18 protein-coding genes are annotated in these 17801 nt (G+C 45.8%); 3 read left to right on the top strand and 15 right to left on the bottom strand.

What is annotated here, in order from left to right; genetic code table 11:
* Positions 1-78: 78 nt before the first annotated feature.
* The 7 genes from H8S65_RS03845 to H8S65_RS03815 form a co-directional block, all read right to left on the bottom strand.
* Entirely contained in the window at positions 79-264 is a 186-nt protein-coding gene (locus H8S65_RS03845) for a hypothetical protein (protein ID WP_186928626.1), read from the bottom strand.
* Positions 265-491: 227 nt separating this feature from the next.
* On the bottom strand, positions 492-1778 hold the full coding sequence (gene nqrF, locus H8S65_RS03840; RefSeq protein WP_374046301.1) for an NADH:ubiquinone reductase (Na(+)-transporting) subunit F: 1287 nt from the start codon (positions 1776-1778) through the stop codon (positions 492-494).
* A 28-nt stretch (positions 1779-1806) separates the two neighbouring features.
* Positions 1807-2424, bottom strand: coding sequence for an NADH:ubiquinone reductase (Na(+)-transporting) subunit E (gene nqrE / locus H8S65_RS03835; RefSeq protein ID WP_115499002.1), 618 nt, complete (start codon positions 2422-2424; stop codon positions 1807-1809).
* Between the two features lie 26 nt (positions 2425-2450).
* On the bottom strand, positions 2451-3080 hold the full coding sequence (locus H8S65_RS03830; RefSeq protein ID WP_186928625.1) for an NADH:ubiquinone reductase (Na(+)-transporting) subunit D: 630 nt from the start codon (positions 3078-3080) through the stop codon (positions 2451-2453).
* 7 nt (positions 3081-3087) lie between these two features.
* Positions 3088-3903 (bottom strand): NADH:ubiquinone reductase (Na(+)-transporting) subunit C, encoded by an 816-nt coding sequence (gene nqrC / locus H8S65_RS03825; RefSeq protein ID WP_186928624.1) that lies wholly within the window; start codon positions 3901-3903, stop codon positions 3088-3090.
* Between the two features lie 13 nt (positions 3904-3916).
* Positions 3917-5119: an NADH:ubiquinone reductase (Na(+)-transporting) subunit B gene (locus H8S65_RS03820; protein WP_186928623.1), complete on the bottom strand. Its 1203-nt coding sequence runs from the start codon at positions 5117-5119 to the stop codon at positions 3917-3919.
* Positions 5120-5141: 22 nt separating this feature from the next.
* Positions 5142-6491 carry a Na(+)-translocating NADH-quinone reductase subunit A gene (locus H8S65_RS03815; RefSeq protein ID WP_186928622.1) on the bottom strand — a complete coding sequence of 450 codons (1350 nt, stop codon included), beginning with the start codon at positions 6489-6491 and terminating at the stop codon, positions 5142-5144.
* A 126-nt stretch (positions 6492-6617) separates the two neighbouring features.
* Between H8S65_RS03815 and H8S65_RS03810 the strand changes: the two genes are divergently transcribed.
* The gene (locus H8S65_RS03810; RefSeq protein WP_186928621.1) at positions 6618-7892 is read left to right on the top strand and encodes a type IX secretion system plug protein; all 1275 of its coding nucleotides are present in this window, start codon (positions 6618-6620) and stop codon (positions 7890-7892) included.
* A 149-nt stretch (positions 7893-8041) separates the two neighbouring features.
* On the opposite strand, the gene guaD is transcribed toward H8S65_RS03810, so the two are convergent.
* From guaD to H8S65_RS03795, 3 genes are read right to left on the bottom strand one after another with little or no spacing between them, the layout of a single operon-like run.
* Positions 8042-9343, bottom strand: coding sequence for a guanine deaminase (gene guaD, locus H8S65_RS03805; RefSeq protein ID WP_186928620.1), 1302 nt, complete (start codon positions 9341-9343; stop codon positions 8042-8044).
* Positions 9336-10247 (bottom strand): cation diffusion facilitator family transporter, encoded by a 912-nt coding sequence (locus tag H8S65_RS03800; RefSeq protein ID WP_186928619.1) that lies wholly within the window; start codon positions 10245-10247, stop codon positions 9336-9338. The genes guaD and H8S65_RS03800 overlap by 8 nt, the downstream gene beginning before the upstream one ends.
* A 7-nt stretch (positions 10248-10254) precedes the next feature.
* Complete coding sequence (locus H8S65_RS03795; RefSeq protein WP_186928618.1) at positions 10255-11454, bottom strand: CHC2 zinc finger domain-containing protein; 1200 nt, start codon at positions 11452-11454, stop codon at positions 10255-10257.
* 286 nt (positions 11455-11740) lie between these two features.
* Between H8S65_RS03795 and H8S65_RS03790 the strand changes: the two genes are divergently transcribed.
* Positions 11741-14326 (top strand): DUF5686 and carboxypeptidase-like regulatory domain-containing protein, encoded by a 2586-nt coding sequence (locus H8S65_RS03790; protein ID WP_186928617.1) that lies wholly within the window; start codon positions 11741-11743, stop codon positions 14324-14326.
* Between the two features lie 17 nt (positions 14327-14343).
* The gene (locus H8S65_RS03785; protein ID WP_186928616.1) at positions 14344-15660 is read left to right on the top strand and encodes a Na+/H+ antiporter NhaC family protein; all 1317 of its coding nucleotides are present in this window, start codon (positions 14344-14346) and stop codon (positions 15658-15660) included.
* Between the two features lie 90 nt (positions 15661-15750).
* On the opposite strand, the gene H8S65_RS03780 is transcribed toward H8S65_RS03785, so the two are convergent.
* The 5 genes from H8S65_RS03780 to H8S65_RS03760 are packed head-to-tail and all read right to left on the bottom strand — an operon-like array spanning position 15751 to position 17663.
* Positions 15751-16212, bottom strand: coding sequence for a hypothetical protein (locus H8S65_RS03780; protein ID WP_186928615.1), 462 nt, complete (start codon positions 16210-16212; stop codon positions 15751-15753).
* Between the two features lie 12 nt (positions 16213-16224).
* Positions 16225-16557 carry a hypothetical protein gene (locus tag H8S65_RS03775; protein WP_186928614.1) on the bottom strand — a complete coding sequence of 111 codons (333 nt, stop codon included), beginning with the start codon at positions 16555-16557 and terminating at the stop codon, positions 16225-16227.
* A 4-nt stretch (positions 16558-16561) separates the two neighbouring features.
* Positions 16562-17101 (bottom strand): RNA polymerase sigma factor, encoded by a 540-nt coding sequence (locus H8S65_RS03770; protein ID WP_186928613.1) that lies wholly within the window; start codon positions 17099-17101, stop codon positions 16562-16564.
* Complete coding sequence (locus H8S65_RS03765) at positions 17085-17294, bottom strand: hypothetical protein (RefSeq protein ID WP_186928612.1); 210 nt, start codon at positions 17292-17294, stop codon at positions 17085-17087. The genes H8S65_RS03770 and H8S65_RS03765 overlap by 17 nt, the downstream gene beginning before the upstream one ends.
* Positions 17295-17300: 6 nt before the next feature.
* Positions 17301-17663 carry a hypothetical protein gene (locus tag H8S65_RS03760; RefSeq protein ID WP_186928611.1) on the bottom strand — a complete coding sequence of 121 codons (363 nt, stop codon included), beginning with the start codon at positions 17661-17663 and terminating at the stop codon, positions 17301-17303.
* Positions 17664-17801: the final 138 nt, after the last annotated feature.

Here is a 17801-nt window from a genome sequence, read left to right as displayed (position 1 = left end):
ATTTCATGATAGAGCATGATAGAGGTGTGATAAAGTGATACTAAAAAACACAGGTAAACAACAAACTCTAACTAAAATTCACAAAACGGATGCAGTCTGATCCTTGTATATCACGATGGAATCGGAGATTTGCATATTGATCGGTCTGTCGACGTATACGGAATTACTATCCTTTATGACAGGCTGGTCAACTGTCTTCCCTTCATCAAAGATGAGCGAATAACCTAAGATTACTGCAAAAAAAGATAATATCAACGCTTTCATATTCTATTACAATTTTAATATCATATATAAGTATGATGTATTCAAAACGCAAAACGCTGCACTATATTACAAAAGAAATGTATTTTCTTTGTAATTCTTTCGTGACAACTCGCCTTTCACCTTTGATTTTTAAGGATAACATACTAATACATAGAATAGTTTAAAAAAAATCGGGAAAGAATAAATATCCTTTCCCGATTCTATTATTGTTATGTTCGAATAACCTGTTATGCGCCGAAGTCGTCAAAATGCAACATTTCACGCGGCACGCCCAGATTGTCCAGCATATTTTCCACTGCCTTTGACATCGGGCCCGGACCACACATGTAGTATTCGATATCTTCCGGAGCTTCGTGATCCTTCAGATATGTATCGTAGATTACCTGATGAACGAAACCGGCCGTGTACTTCACGCCTGCTGCATCTGCTACAGGATCCGGACGGTCGAGCGCCAGATGGAATGTGAAGTTCGGGAATTCCTTTTCGATTTCCAGGAAGTCTTCCAGATAGAACACTTCGTTCAGAGCGCGGGCTCCGTAGAAGTATGACATCTTGCGGTCCGTAGTCTTGAGTGTCTTTGTCATGTGCATGATCTGAGCACGTAGCGGAGCCATACCGGCACCACCACCGACCCACATCATCTCTCTCTTCGAGTCGAAGATCGGATGGAAATCACCGTAAGGACCGCTCATCGTCACCTTGTCACCCGGTTTCAGGGTAAAGATATAAGAAGAAGCGATACCCGGCATTACATCCTGGAAGCCCACTTCGGGTTTCGGTTTGAACGGCGGGGTTGCGATACGTACCGTCAACATGATACGGTCGCCTTCAGCAGGATAGTTAGCCATAGAATATGCACGGATAGTCGGCTCGTCGTTCTTACATTTCAGCGTGAACAAACCGAACTTTTCCCATGCCGGCAAATATTCATCACCGATCAGGGCTTTATCGATATCCTTGTTGTAATCCATCGAGTATGCCGGAATCTTGATCTGTGCATAAGAACCCGGCAGGAAGTCCATGTGTTCGCCCTTAGGCAATGCCACGATAAACTCTTTGATGAAAGTAGCCACGTTCTTGTTGGAGATAACTTCGCATTCCCATTCCTTCACGCCGAAAACTTCGTCCGGAACCTGAACAACCATATCTTCCTTCACTTTGCACTGGCATGCCAGACGCCAATGGTCTTTGACCTGTTTACGAGAGAAGAAGCCCTTTTCGGTCGGCAGGATTTCTCCGCCCCCTTCGAGTACCTGCGCACGGCACTGGCCACATTTACCACCACCACCACAAGCAGAAGACAAGAAGATGCCGCCACTCTGCAAAGCGCCTAACAACGTTCCGCCGATAGGGGTTTCTATTTCCTTTTCTTTATTTACCTCCAGTTTCACATTTCCGGATGGAACCAATTTTGCTTTAGCGAACAAAAGTGCAGCTACCAGGATCAGCGTAATCAACAGGAAAACAACTGCACTGGCTGCGATTGTAAGTCCGCCCGACATTAATAAAATCATCTTTATCTGTTATTTAATGCGTTAATACTTAAATCTTAAGACCTGAGAAGCACATGAAGGCCATCCCCATCAAACCGGTAATGATAAAGGTAATACCAAGACCTTTCAACGGTTTGGGGATATCCGAATATGCCAGTTTTTCACGAATAGCCGCCATACCAACGATAGCCAGCAACCATCCGATACCAGAACCTAAGCCATATACAGTCGCAACACCTACATTCGGGAATGCTTTCTGTTGCATGAACAGAGAACCGCCCAGGATAGCGCAGTTTACAGCGATCAGCGGCAAAAAGATACCCAGGGAAGCATATAGAGAAGGAGAAAACTTCTCGATAACCATCTCAACCAATTGCACAAAGGAGGCAATAACGGCGATAAAGATGATAAAGGCAAGGAAGCTCAGATTCACATTAGCGAAATCCGGCCCTAACCAGCTCAATGCACCTTCTTTCAGTACATAATTTTCAAGCATATAGTTGATCGGCAGTGTACACAAGAGAACGAATGTCACTGCTATACCTAATCCTAAAGCAGTCTTCACATTCTTGGAAACAGCCACGAAAGAACACATACCCAGATAGTATGCAAAAATCATGTTGTCTACAAAAATCGAGCGGACAAATGTGCTTAATAATTCTTCCATTCTATTATTCGTTTAATCGTTTAGCATTAATTTTCCTGAAGTTCTTTGTTACGAGCACGATGAACCCAAATAATCACAGCGATCACGATCAATGCCATCGGCGGCAAAATCATCAAGCCGTTGTTCACATAACCAAAATCGTAAAATGCCTGCGGAATCACCTGGAAACCTAACAGTGTTCCTGAACCTAACAGCTCGCGGAAGAAACCTACAATCACCAGAATCAATGCATATCCCAGACCGTTACCGACACCGTCAAGGAATGACTCCCACGGGCCGTTGCCCAGCGCGAAAGCTTCCAGGCGTCCCATCAGGATACAGTTGGTAATGATCAGACCTACAAACACGGAAAGCTGTTTGTTTACATCATAGGCAAACGCTTTCAGCACTTCACTAACAATAGTCACCAACGCAGCCACAACAACCAACTGTACGATAATACGGATACGGTTAGGAATCGTGTTACGAATCAACGAAATAATCACGTTGGCAAAAGCCACGACAGCCGTTACTGAAATACCCATTACAATAGCCGGCTCCAGTTTTGATGTCACAGCCAACGCAGAGCAGATACCCAGCATCTGGACGATCACCGGGTTGTTGGCGCTAAGCGGGCCTAACAGAACTTCTTTATTCTTATTCGATAATAATCCCATCTTCTACTTAATTTTGTGAGGTTAAAAACTTGACATAACCACTCAAACTGTTGAACAACATTGCATCAACACCCTTGCTTGTGATTGTACCACCGGAAATACCGTCCACATAATCCTGACCGGCAACACCTTTGCCAGGTTTAACAACAGCGACAGACTTAAACGTGCCATCCATGAACAGCTTCTTTCCCTTGAATTCATTGCTGAATGCAGGCTTTGAAATTTCAGCGCCCAAACCCGGAGTTTCACCCTGGTGGCTGAAGTCCGCACCATAGATGGTGTTTTTATCACTGTCGACAGAGATGTATCCCCACAGCGGTCCCCACAGACCGGCTCCATGCAAGGCCATGATATACTTAGGTTGGCCATCTACATTTGCAACAAAAACAGGATATTCGTGTTCGGCAGCGGCCTTCACCACGTCGGCAGCAAAAGCGTCACCTTCCACCTTTTCACCGTTTTCATTTACCAAAAATGCTTCTTTGATCAGTTCCGTATATTTGGGTTCGGCTTCATTTGCCGATACCGATACGTTGATAGAACGCAAAATCTGCTGGCGTTTGTCGTTTTCTTCATTCTTCTGCTGGAAACTTCTCAGCGATTGTGAAGTAAATGCCAACACGACAGCAACCAAGACAACCATTACCGCAGCATATACAACCGTATAAACATTACTATCCCGGTTAATACCTTTCTTAGCGGCGGCAGCCTCGTCCTTCACTTCTTCGAAATCAGAAGCAGGAGCTGCACATATAGGACAAACATCCGGAGCTTTATTCCCTTCGTGGATATATCCACATACTTTACATTTATATTTTGCCATACTCCTTCTTACTTTATTTGATTACACGTTTCAATCTGCGGTTGATGTTAGCTTCCACTACATAGTAGTCGATCAGCGGAGCAAATACATTCATCAACAGGATAGCGAGCATCATTCCTTCAGGATAACCCGGATTCAATGCACGGATAATGATAGCCATAGCTCCTACCAGGAAGCCGTAGATATACTTACCTGTTTCCGTACGGGCAGAAGTTACGGGGTCGGTAGCCATAAACACGGCGCCGAATGCGAAACCGCCCAGGAACAAATGATCAAACGGAGAGACACACATCGCAACCGTTGTTCCGATCATATTGAAGATCAGAGACATCACTGCGCCACCCACAAATACGGATATCATTGTCTTCCAGCTTGCGATCTTAGTGAAAAGCAGGATGAACGCACCGATCAGGATTGCCAATACGGATGTTTCGCCGATTGAACCCGGAATCAGTCCTAAGAACATGTCCCATGTGGAGATCGGATGTCCGAGGACATCGACGGCCTGGAACGAGCCGATCAGTTCCTTGCCTGCGATAGCAACCTGTCCTAACGGAGTTGCGCCTGAGAAACCGTCCACCACCTGTCCCGCACCGATACCGAACGTATCAGCCGTACGAACAAACACCTGGTCGCCCGACATGGCTGCCGGATATGCGAAGAACAGGAATGCACGTGTAACCAACGCTACATTAAATACATTATAACCTGTACCACCGAATACTTCCTTAGCAAAAACAACAGCGAATGCAGTAGCAACGGCGATCATCCATAACGGAGTGTCGATCGGAACGATCATCGGGATCAAGATACCGGAAACCAGGAAACCTTCCTGGATTTCTTCCTTCTTAACCTGGGCAACAGCAAATTCGATACCCAGACCTACCACATACGAAACAATGATTTTAGGCAATACAGCCAGAAAACCAAAAATAAAAGTCATGAGAAATCCCGGATCAGCCCCTACTGCAAGGTTATGCTGATAACCGACATTGTACATACCAAAAAGCAAAGCGGGCAACAAAGCAATGATGACAACGGTCATCGTGCGCTTCGAGTCAATATAGTCATGAATGTGTACGCCTGATTTGGAAGTTGTGCTCGGAACAAACAGGAATGTTTCGATACCTTCAAAAACAGAACGGAACATCGCCAGCTTTCCGCCTTCCTCAAAGTTAGGCTTAATCTTGTCGAGGTAATTCCTTAACGCTTTCAATGTATTCTAATTTTTAATGTTATTAATTCATTTCCTTGTATAACACATCCAGACCGTTACGGACGATCTTCTGAATTTCGAGTTTGGATGTATCGACAAATTCGCAAAGGGCGAAATCTTCGGGCGCCACTTCATAGATACCCAGGTTTTCCATCTTATCGATATCGAATGCGATAATGGCCTTCAGCAGATATTCCGGCATGATGTCCATCGGGAACACGCTTTCGTATTCGTTGGACATGATCATAGCGCGCTTGCCTCCCTTGATACGGGCGTCTATCACATATTCCTTGTTCTTGCCCGTCAACCAGGTCGGGAATGAATGGCTCACACTGTATTTTCCGAAGCCGGGAGTCGCCCAACCGAAGAAGTCGTATGTTTCGTCGCCTTCCGGAATAACCGTGATCTGGTTATCGTATGCTCCCAGATAATCGTCTTTCATTACCTTCGTACCGCTCAACACGTTACCGCTGATAATACGGATATCTTCGTTGCCTCTCATGATCTTTCCGTCAACCAGGCTACCGATCGTACAGCCGGCGATTGCCTTGACGTATCCTCTCTCTGTCGTTTCGGAACCGGTTATCACAACCAGGCGGCTGAAATCGGCGATCCCCTTATTGAACAGACGGCCGATTACAATCACGTCGGCCGGATTGACCGTCCAAACCACTTCGCCCTTATTGACAGGCTTGATGTGATTAATTTGTACTCCCACATTAGCAGCAGGATGCGGACCTTCCACTTCTACGGTTTCAACACCTTTCGCACTTACGGAAGAACCTTTGCGGATGCCGACATACACCTTACCGTCGGTAAGTTTTGCAAGTGCATCCAACCCCGTCTGAAAATCAGCCTCCTGTCCTTTCAAGATGAAATCGAAGTTCGGAGCTAACGGCGCGGAATAGAATGCAGAAACAAAGATGTCACGCGGTTCGTCAGCCGGCGAAGCGACGATGTCGTACGGACGTTGTTTGATAAACGGCCACATACCAGCGTGCTGAATTGCCTCCTTTACCTCTTCTCTCTTCAGGGAAGCTACATTTTTCTTACCGAAATCTTCATAGTCGATCTGCGCTTCCGGCTTAACGACTACGCTAAGCACTTTGCGCTTCTCACCTCGATTTACGGCAGTTACTTCGCCACTGACTGGCGAAACAAACTTGATCTCCGGGCGGTTCTTATCGATCATCAATACAGAACCGGCTTTGACTTTTTCTCCTACTTTGGCAACAACTTTGGGTACAATACCGTTATAATAATCGGGAACGATAGCGTAACTATCGCTTTTCCCTCCGTTTAACAGTACGTCCGAGGCTTTGCCCTTCAGATTAATGTCTAAACCCTTTTTAATCTTAATCACATTTGCCATGATACAACTAAAATTGTTTATATGTAATTTTCCCGCAAAAGTAAGCAATTTTTCATGCTTTAAAGCAGGGAACAGAAAATAAATAAAGAAATAATTCCATAATTTTGCACCGACAAAGAAAGAAATATGAAAAAGAGAGTGTACAGTTTACTATTTGTGATGGTTTTTGCCCTTTCCATCGGGGCAAACGCACAGGTGAAATACTTCACCAATGTCAATAGCAAGCAGATAAAAACGCTTCAGGTGAAAGTCGCCGGAGAGTTGATATCCGAGCCTTATATAACGTTGGGAGGAGAAGAGCGGATCGAAATCAATTTCGACGGTTTGGGCAGCGGATACACACGATATGCCTATAACGTGGTGTACTGCAACGCCGACTGGACGCAATCGCAGTTGAGTCCGATCGAGTATATGAATGGTTTCCAGGGAACGACAATCGACGATTTTGCCAATTCCATCGGGACTACGACCCAATATTCGAACTACCGCCTGTTGCTTCCGAACGACGACATCCAGTTCAAGGTCTCCGGCAATTATGCCATCCAGGTCTATAACGAGGATACGCCGGACCAGATCATTCTTACAGCCTGCTTCTCTGTGGCAGAACCGGTTGTCAACATCTCGGCCTCGGTAAGCGGGAACACGGATATCGACACCAACCAGAGCCACCAGCAGGTGAGTTTCAACATTAACAACAAGAATTTCCCGATCACTTATCCGCAGACGGACCTGAAGATATTCGTTTACCAGGACAACCGGCGCGACAATGCCGTGACGGACTTGCAACCTATGAGTATACTGGAGAACCAAATCTCCTATACCTATAACCGCAACCTTATTTTCCCTGCCGGGAACGAGTACCGCCGCATGGAATTCCTGAGTAATAGATATAATGGCATGCATGTCGAAAACATCTCCTTCCACAATCCTTACTATAATGTGGAACTTATGACCGATTACAAGCGGAACAAAGGCACTTACCAATATGACCAGGATCAGGACGGACGTTTCTTCATCCGTTGCAGCGATTGTAACGATCCGGATACGGAAGCCGATTATTATATCGTACACTTTACGCTTGCATGCGACCCGCTGCCCGACGGGAGCGTCTACCTGAACGGCGAGCTATTTAATAATGTATTGGATGAAAAGAGCAAAATGGGCTATAACTTCGAGACCAAGCAGTATGAGAAAGCCGTCCTTCTCAAACAGGGAAGCTACAACTACCAGTATTTGTTTGTCCCGACCGGCTCCACTGTCGGCCAGACAGGCCCGATAGAAGGCAATTACTACCAGACGCAAAACGAATATAGCATCTATGTTTATTACCGTCCGATGGGAGCCCGCTACGACCGGCTGATCGGCGTCACGACTGTAAGGAACGAAATGCAGGTATTCTAAGTCTACGAATTGTTCGTTGCTTTTTCTCACCAAATCTCATACTGCTGAGAAAAGATTCTCACCGGCATGAGAATTAATTCTCAACATCATGGGAAAAAGTTCTCACTGCTATGAGAAAAGATTCTCACACCTTTGAGAACGCGCGGGAACTACTTCACTCGCGTACCTATTATATAAGTAGCTTGAATATTCCGGTCATCCCCTATGGCTTGCAAGCCGAACAGCTTGTTCTCCAATGTCCACTTCCCATTCCGTTTCAGATAGTCCATGCGTGCCTGCAGGGAAGGTGTCGCAGCATAATCCACGACAATGAAGTCCGCTTTCCGGCCTTTCCCGAAACAACCGATTTCATCGTCCAGGCGAAGTGCCTTGGCGGCTCCCAATGTACATTTATATAAGGATTCCAACACAGACATAGGATATCCGTTAAGCTGCTGCACTTTATAGGACTCTCCCATCGTACGCAGCAAGGAGAAAGAAGTTCCGGCTCCGACATCCGTCGCCAATACGGTTTGCATGCCGAGGCGATTGGCCTGTTGCATATCGAACAGGCCGCTTCCCAAAAAGAGGTTGGATGTTGGACAATGCGCTATGACGGAACCGGCTTCGGCCAGCCGGCGGCATTCCGAATCAGACAGATGAATGCAATGCCCGAAGACTGAGCGGTCCGTAACCAATCCTGCCCGCTCGTATACTTCCAGATAATCCTGGCAATCGGGACACAAAGAAAGCGTGCTGTCGATCTCGTCTTTATTTTCGGAAAGATGCGTCTGTATATAAGTGTCCGGATATTGTCCGTGCAAACGCCCGGCAGCAAGCAGTTGTTCCATCGAGCAAGATATGGCAAAACGGGGCGTGATGACATAGCGGTTCCGACCTTTACCATGCCAGGTTTCAATCAGGGAACGGCTTTCGGATTCCCCCTGTCCTGCCGTATCGGTCAATCCCGCCGGGGCGTTCCGGTCCATCAGCACTTTTCCGGTCAGCATACACATATTATATTCCGACGCAACGGAAAAGAGAGCGGTGACGGAAGCCGGATGTACCGTCGCATAAGCCATACAGGTCGTCGTACCGTTCCTGAACAACTCCTGTATAAAGAAGCGGGCCATCTTGTCCGCATGCTCCGGAGAAGCAAACGCCTGTTCAGCAGGGAAAGTATAGTCATCCAGCCAATCCAGCAACTGCTTTCCGTACATCCCGATTATCTCGGCTTGCGGGTAATGGATGTGGGAGTCTATAAATCCAGGCATCAGGAGTTTGCCGGAATAATCAACCAGTTCGTAATCGGCATAACGGCCTTTAATCTCCTTGTAAGGACCGCAATCGACTATTTCCCCATCCCGTACGGCCAATGCTCCATCGGGAAAATACCGGTAAGCGTCTTTTCTATTTAAGGGAGAATCGATAAAATCAAAAACTTCTCCCCTGTATAATGTCAGTTCACTCATCTTTTTTCTCTTTTATCGGTTCGACATGCAAGACGATATGGGTTGCCGGACCGAATTTCAAACGTAACTTATTTTCTATATCTTTCGTCAGCTCATGCGCACGGCTTACGGTTATTTGCCCGTCGACCCGGATATGTACTTCTATCGCAAAATCGTTGCCGATTCTACGCGTACATAAATTATGCGGGTTCCTGACCTCCGGCGTCTCATTTATTATAGAAAGAATCTCATCTTCGATCTCGCCCGGTAAAGATTTTTCCAGCAAATCATTAATTGCAGGTATGACCAACTGGAATGCCACCTTCACAATCAGTATGCTGACGATCACGGCAGCTATCGGGTCCAGCACACGCCAGTTATCTCCTAAAAGGATAGCCCCGCCAATCCCCAACGTTGTTCCAATAGAAGAAAAAGCGTCCGAACGATGATGCCAGGCATTCGCGATAACGGCCTGGCTATTCTCTTTCTTCCCGACATATAACGTCAGACGATACAGGGCTTCCTTTATTATAATAGAGACAATGGCGGCAATAAGCGCGATCTTACCGGGGCTTTCCAACTGTTCGCCCCTAAAATAGAATCCGAAAATCTTATTCGCACCGTCCCAGAAAAGGCCGGCTCCTACGCACATCAGGACAATCCCGATGATCGTGGTAGCCAAAGTCTCATATTTCCCGTGCCCGTAATCATGTCCTTCGTCTTTCGGTTTGGACGATATGTTAATGAAGAGCAAAACGATTACATCCGTCACAAAATCGGATAGCGAGTGCACAGCATCCGCGATCATGGCGCTACTGTGCCCCAATACACCTGCTATGAATTTGAAAACCAATAGCAGAAAGTTGGCAAGCGATCCGATCAGGGTCACGGCCATGATTTTTCGTTTTCTGATATGCTCTTTCATTTCTTTTCTAATGAACAACAAATTTATCGAAAAACCAGCTCAGATGTCCCCAGTTTTCATTCAAAATACCCGAAAGCTTATCCAGTTTGTTCCGGATGACAATCTGGTTGGAGCGCAATTCCGCTTTTTCTTCCTTCGACTTCGCAGCATTCGATTGTTTGGCAAGCGCCTGCTGTTCACCCACCCACTTATCCCGCAAAGCATTCAAGAATACCAAACGGGTAGACTGGCGGATATAATATTCAAATTTAGCCACTCCCATCCTCCTGTATAAAGCAGAAAGATCCTTTTTGGACAATGACAAGCGATAAGTCACTGCCGATGCAAACGATAAACGGGCGGCTGTCTTTGTCGCCCTGACCTGATTGGGTACTTCAGCGGTATGAATTATAACGATCCGGTTCGCATATTTCAGAAGCAAATGAATCTGCTGATCGGTCAAATTGCCGTTACAACACGCCACCGTATTGGTAAAACCGGCGACATGCATAGCCAATAGATCCTTGCAGTTCCATACCAGATAGACAAATCCGAGTTTTTCGATCGCCTTGATTGCCTGGTAAAGACCTAACAGACTGTTATCCGCCAGATTTGGCGGATAACAAATGCATCCCTGGTCTTTCTCTTCTGCCATATATTTCAGGAAGCCTTGCAGTACGCCTTCCCCGTCCCGGACAGGAAAGAGCATAAGGCCTGCAAGCCGTTCATACTTATCAGGAAGTACCGACGGGCTTAGCCCCAGCTCCAGATACTTATGGCCGGCTGCAAACAGTGCATTATCACCCTTCCAAAAATCCAACGACTCAAACAGCATGTTAAATTCCCTGTTTTCATGTATAGAACACAGTAAACTTACATCTTTCGAACATTTTTCTCGCCGCCTGTTTTTTTGTGCAGCAAGGTTACCAGGCCTTTTTATCGGTATATCATACCAATCAGACAGGACATACAAGGCTTCCGTCTCGTTGCACCCGACTAAGGACTGTACCAGATCTACTACGTTGCCGGCTTCCTTACAGATGCCGCATTCGTAAGTCTGTTCCGTCACTTTTACTTTAAAAGACTTACCATCATCCCTATGAAATAAGCAATTACATCTTAGGGTTTTCCCGGATTTACTTCCTCGAAATAGCTCTGCATACCGCTTTACTACATCTTCCAACCGGACTGCTTGAATAATTTGTTGCTCCAAAATTTTTATCCTCATTTTTTTTCGTAGTTATTGAGAAAAACAAAAACAATCTTCCTCCAAAAATCAATCATAAAAAACGTGTTTTCACGTTCTCGGAAGGAACAAATATAAAGAGAAATTGAATACAAAACCCACTTATTGGTTCATGTCTGACATTTAATTACAAAAAAACAAATCCGTTCCCTCTATTTAAGCGGCAGACTATCTTTCGATTAAAGATTATTAATATCGCCTGCAAGACCATAACCAATAAAAATCTTACCTTTGCTGTCTATATCCGAGAAGGAACAACGTTAAATACATGGTAAGATTTATCCGTTATATAATATTAATAGCTCTGTTACAATCAGTAGCAGGAACTTTTCTATCATACGCTCAGAGTTTTACCTCGGCCTCCGGTATTGTCAAAGACTCGATTACCGGTGAACCGCTCCCGTTTGTATCCGTCTATTTTGACGGATCGACTATCGGAGCTATGACAGACGAAAATGGAGCATTCACCCTCCAAAACAACCAAGGCTACACCAAACTGGCTGCCGCCTCATTGGGCTACGACACTAAATTCATCGACCTCAAGCCCGGTAAAAAGAATGACAATCTGGAATTGTTGTTGAAACCGACTGCTTTCGAGATATCGGAAGTCGTGGTCAAACCCAAAAGAGAAAAATATACCCGCAAGGATAACCCGGCTGTAGAGCTTATCAAAAAAGTAATTGCACACAAGAATGACAACCGGATCGAGGCAAAGCCGGAATATCAAACGGAAGTATATGAAAAACTAAGCCTGTCGCTGGATAATTTCAATCCGAATCTCGACAAGAACAAATTTCTGAAAAAGTTCAAATTTATCAAAAACTACCTGGATACGTCCGAATTTAACGGCAAACCGATTCTGACCGTTTCCGTGCGTGAAAACCTGTCGGACTTCTACTACCGGAAAAGTCCCAAAGCGGAAAAGACAATTGTCAGGGCCAAACGCATGCAGGGGATCGATAAGACGTTGGATGACGGTGGCGGCATAACCTCCAACCTGGAAGAAATATTCAAGAGTATCAATATTTTCGATAATAACATCCCTATTCTATTGAACCGGTTCGTCAGCCCGTTATCATCGACACTGGCGACCACATATTACCATTACTACATCATGGATACGCTCGATGTGGGAGGAGACAAATGTGTGGATCTGGCTTTCGTTCCGGCAAACAGTGAAAGCTACGGGTTTACGGGACGGCTTTATATAACGCTCGACGGTAATTATGCGGTCAAGAAAGTATTGTTGAACACACCCGCCAATATCAATCTGAACTGGGTGGACAAGCTCCGTATCGAACAGGAATTCAAACAGATGCCGGATAGCACCTGGGTACTCGACCAAGAGAACACTTTCGTCAATTTCTATGTGGTAAAGGGGGCGCAACAACTCTATGCGCACCAGCTCAGGAATTACGACAATTATAATTTCAACGTGCAGAACGCAGACTCCGTTTTCGGGCTCTTAGGGGCATTGCATGTCTTGCCGGAAGCGACGGCACAGCCGGATACGTTCTGGACGCACAACCGCCCTATTCCATTGAAAGAGAAGGAAGATGCGCTAAAAGATTTATTGGGGCAACTGCGTAAAGTTCCGGCCTTCAATGCCATTATCAAAACCGCCGAAATCTTGATAACAGGCTATATCCCGACAGCAAACGACAAGAAAGTGACCAAATTCGACTTCGGTCCGATGAATACGACCTTTAGTGCGAACCATCTGGAAGGTTTCCGTATGCGTGTCGGAGGAATGACGACCGCCAACCTCAATCCGTATTGGTTTGCAAGCGGCTATCTGGCTTACGGCACAAACGACCGCAAGATCAAATACAACCTGAAATTAACGCACAGCTTCACTAAAAAAGAATATCACGAAGGTGAAAATCCGGTCAATAACCTGTCGTTTATCCAGGAATATGACGTGTACACCCCAGGCCAGGACTTCCTTTTCACAAGCAAGGATAACATTTTCGTTGCCTGGAAAGTAGGAGAACCTGTGACCAAGATGCAGTATATCCGCAAAAGCGTATTGCAATACGAGAAAGAATGGCTGAACGGCCTGACATGGAAGTCCTGGATGATGAACCAGAACAACGAGGCGGCAGGAACCCTTCAATACATTAAACGGGACGACTCCGGGAATTTGTTCCATATAAAAGATTTCACGACATCCGAAATCGGGACACAATTGCGTTTCGCTCCGGGTGAACGCGCCTACAACGGGCGTTCGGGTAAAGAATCCGTATTCAACCTGTCCAAAGACGCTCCCGTATTCAAACTCTCCCATCAATTAGGCATTAAAGGCGTATTAGGTGGCGATTACAATTACAACCATACGGAGCTCAGTGCCGAGAAACGCATCTGGCTTTCTTCGTTCGGCCATATCGATGCACAGGTAAAAGCAGGTAAAGTTTGGGATAAAGTACCTTTTCCCTTGTTGATTTTGCCGAATACGAACCAATCCGTCACAATCCAGCCGGAAGCATTCCACATGATGAACGCGTTGGAGTTTGTGACCGACCAATATGTATCGTTCAATGCTACTTATTATCTGAAGGGCTGGATCCTGAACCGTATTCCGGGTATCAAGTGGCTGCGCCTGCGTGAGGTTCTTTCCTTTAATATGATCTATGGCGGACTGACGGATAAAAACAATCCGACCTTGACGCCGGGACTTTTCTTGTTACCGGAAGGGACACAGCCGTTGGGCAACACTCCATATATGGAATGCAGCGTCGGTTTGGAAAATATATTTAAGATCCTGCGCATCGATTATTACAGACGCTTAACTTACCTGAATCATCCGGATATCAAGAAGGGAGGCATCCGTATTGCGTTGAGATTTACTTTCTAACATGCGGTTTAACAAGAATGACAGATCCGAATAGTTCACGTTTACATCATGCCCCTAACCCCTGGGCATTGACACCTCTGGTTGTTTTTTTATTATCTTACCTTGTAGTGTCCATTATCGCAGGTGATTTCTATAAGATGCCTATTACCGTGGCCTTTGTTATCGCCTCGGTAGTTGCCATCGCCATGTCCAAAGGAGGCAAGCTCAGCAACCGGATCGAACAATTCTGCCGGGGAGCGGCCAACAGTAATATTATGCTGATGGTATTGATCTTCATCTTTGCCGGTGCTTTCGCCCAAACAGCCAAAGCGATGGGAGCTGTCGATGCTACCGTGAATCTGGCCATGTCCATCCTGCCGGGCAATTTGTTGGCAGCCGGAATCTTCCTCGCTGCTTGTTTCATTTCGATTTCCGTCGGGACATCGGTCGGGACAATCGTCGCCCTGGCTCCTGTTGCCGTAGGGATCGCCGGCAAAACCGGAATGCCCGATGCGCTCATGTTGGGCGTTGTCGTAAGCGGGGCCATGTTCGGAGACAACCTGTCTTTCATATCGGACACCACTATCGTTGCCACACGCACGCAAGGTTGTAATATGAATGACAAGTTCAAGGTGAACATCCGAATCGCCCTTCCGATCGCCATATTAACCGGCATTATCTATGTGTTGATCGGAAGCGGAGTCGGGAGCGGATATGAAACAGGGCCGATCGAATGGGTCAAGGTCCTGCCCTATCTGGTTGTCCTCATAACAGCTATTTGCGGCGTGAATGTCATGATGGTCCTGATAGTCGGGATTATCCTTTCCGGTATCGTCGGATTGCTGACAGGCGGGTTCGATATCTGGGGATGGAATGCCTCGATGGGGCTGGGTATTACGAATATGGGCGAACTGATCATCGTGACTTTACTGGCCGGCGGTATGTTGGAAATGATACGGTATAACGGCGGTATCGACTGGATCATCCTGAAACTCACGTCCCGCATCCGTTCCTCCAAAGGAGCCGAAGGAAGCATTGCCGCACTAATCAGTTTTGCAAACCTTTGTACCGCAAACAACACCATCGCCCTGATCATGGCAGGTCCGATAGCCAAAGATATCGCCGATCGTTTCAAAATAGATCCGAGACGCAGTGCCAGCCTGTTGGACATTTTTTCCTGCTTCGTACAGGGCATCATACCTTACGGCGCACAATTATTGATGGCGGCAGGCTTAGGGCACGTCTCTCCCATCGAGATCATGCAATACCTGTACTATCCTTATTTATTGGGTGCAGGTGCATTATTAGCCATCGCGTTCAATTATCCTCGTAAATACAGCCAGAACAAGAGATAAGACAACTTGCCAAATACAGTCCAAACTACTCGGTTACACTTTCATGGTCTGAATCCTGTTCCTCCTACTCACCGGACAATACGGCATCTTCTATTTTTTCATTCTCACACGAAGACATTGTGGACAGAAAGAAGAACGATAATACAGACGGTTCATCATTTCCCTTTCCAATCTATAAACACGTTCAATCTGCTTCTGTGTCAGAAATTTGCTGTATTCCATATAATACTTCTTCCTTAAGTCAAGTATCTTTTGGCTGTGGGAAAACCGTTCTTTCAGTATTTGTTCGGCCTCTGCATCCGTACGGTCCGAAGTTTCTCTTTTGGGTCTGGGACCAAGTGCCCAAATTTCTTTCTGGAACTGACAGAAAGTCTCGATAAACTGCCCGGCAGTCGTGTCGTCCATCGACATCTCATTGGCTATAAAATTGGCCTGAACTTCAGCCAACTGTTCCCTCGTCATACGCTGGTGATCATTTTTTTGGGCATAAGTACTTACACTGATAGTTACCATTGCTACGGTAAGCATGAAAATTCTAATGATGTTCTTCATAATTTTTCTTTTTTATTGATTCATAAACAAGTCGTCTTGATAGACGGTAAGCAGATAATCCTGATCAGCATGGCTCAGGTTTGAGAAAGCTTGTTCAAACGCCTCAAAATCGTCCGGCTTTTGATGACCGGGCAGGATGTTGAAGACAAGCAGCAACGTTACACTTGCAGCCACAAGTCCACCGGATATAAAATACCAAAGGCTATAATTCCGCTTGGGCTTGGACGGCTTCACCTCGTCTTTTACCTGCTCCCACACCTGTTTTTCCAGATTGTCTAAAAAGCCTTCAGGTGTGGTATAGGGCATTCGCTTACCTATGCGGTTGAAGTCAAATTCTTTTTTCATATGTCTAATTATTTAAGTTCATATATCTGATAATCTTCTCTTTTGCGATATGATAGCTTGACTTCACACTGTCAGCCGTAGAGCCTGTGATTGCGGCTATTTCGTCATATCCCATTTCGTTATAGTATCGCAAGTTGAAAGCCAATTGCTGTTTGGTAGGCAATGCTAAGATAGCCTGTTGCAGCCTGATCACTTCCAAATCGCTGTAGTCCACATACTCATCAGCCATCATACTGTTTAGCTCAACCGGGGAATCATCCAACGACACCCGGTCTTGACGCCGGTTCAGAATGCGCAAGGCCTCGTTAGTGGCAATCCGATAAATCCACGACCGGAAGGAGCATTCACTCTTGAATTGCGTCAAAGAGCGGAATATTCGCACAAATGTTTCCTGTGTTGCGTCTTGCGCATCATCGTGCGACACCACCAGTCGTCTAATGTGCCAATATACCGCATCTTTGTACTTTGCCATCAGCAATCGGAATCCTTTTTCCGGTTCTTTAACTGCTATCACCACCAATTCCCGGTCATCCTTTATTTCCATAAGTAGCTGGTTCTGACTCCGCCGGACATTCGGCAGAAGTTAGGTTGAACAAGGCCGTGCCGGTTATTGGCTGTGTAACGACAAAACAATGTCTGTGATGGCGATGGTGGCAAGGCGGACGCACGGTCACACACGATTGCAGCAAGAACATAACGATTACCCCTAAAGCCAGTAATTTACAAATTGGTTTCATATTCTATTATTTTCTAATATAAACTTTCTTTTTCCCCCTAATGACAAGTTGTATGGGCTTTTTCTTATCCATTGCGAAAGCGTCAAGCTCGGCTTCTGCCGAAGTCTTGCTAAGTCGCGTCATTTTTGCATATTGCTTGATGGTTAGATATTTGTGCGTCTCCAAATAAGCCACCGCCATCGCCAATCGCTCCTTTTGGTTAAAACGGTTACTGACATGAGATGTTACGTCAGGTCGAACCACAACGGTAACCACCCGATCCGGATGGTAATGGTTATACCGACGCCAATGTTGTGCGTTTGCCGAACCGCAAACCAATGCCAACGCAATTACCAGTATCCCTGTTTTCCAATTTTTCGTTTTACACATAGTCATTTATATTATTTCGTTATACATTCATGTTCCACGTACCTCTTTGTGAGCTCATCTGAATGGACGTTTTATAATATAAGACCCGGTAAAGAAATGAAAGTAAAATAGGGTAAGCAATTTTTTTCGATTTTTTCA

This window comes from Parabacteroides hominis (assembly GCF_014287585.1).
Classification (GTDB): Bacteria; Bacteroidota; Bacteroidia; order Bacteroidales; family Tannerellaceae; genus Parabacteroides; species Parabacteroides hominis.
The sequence above is the reverse complement of the archived record's forward strand: the minus strand, read 5'-3'. Positions and strand labels throughout refer to the sequence as shown.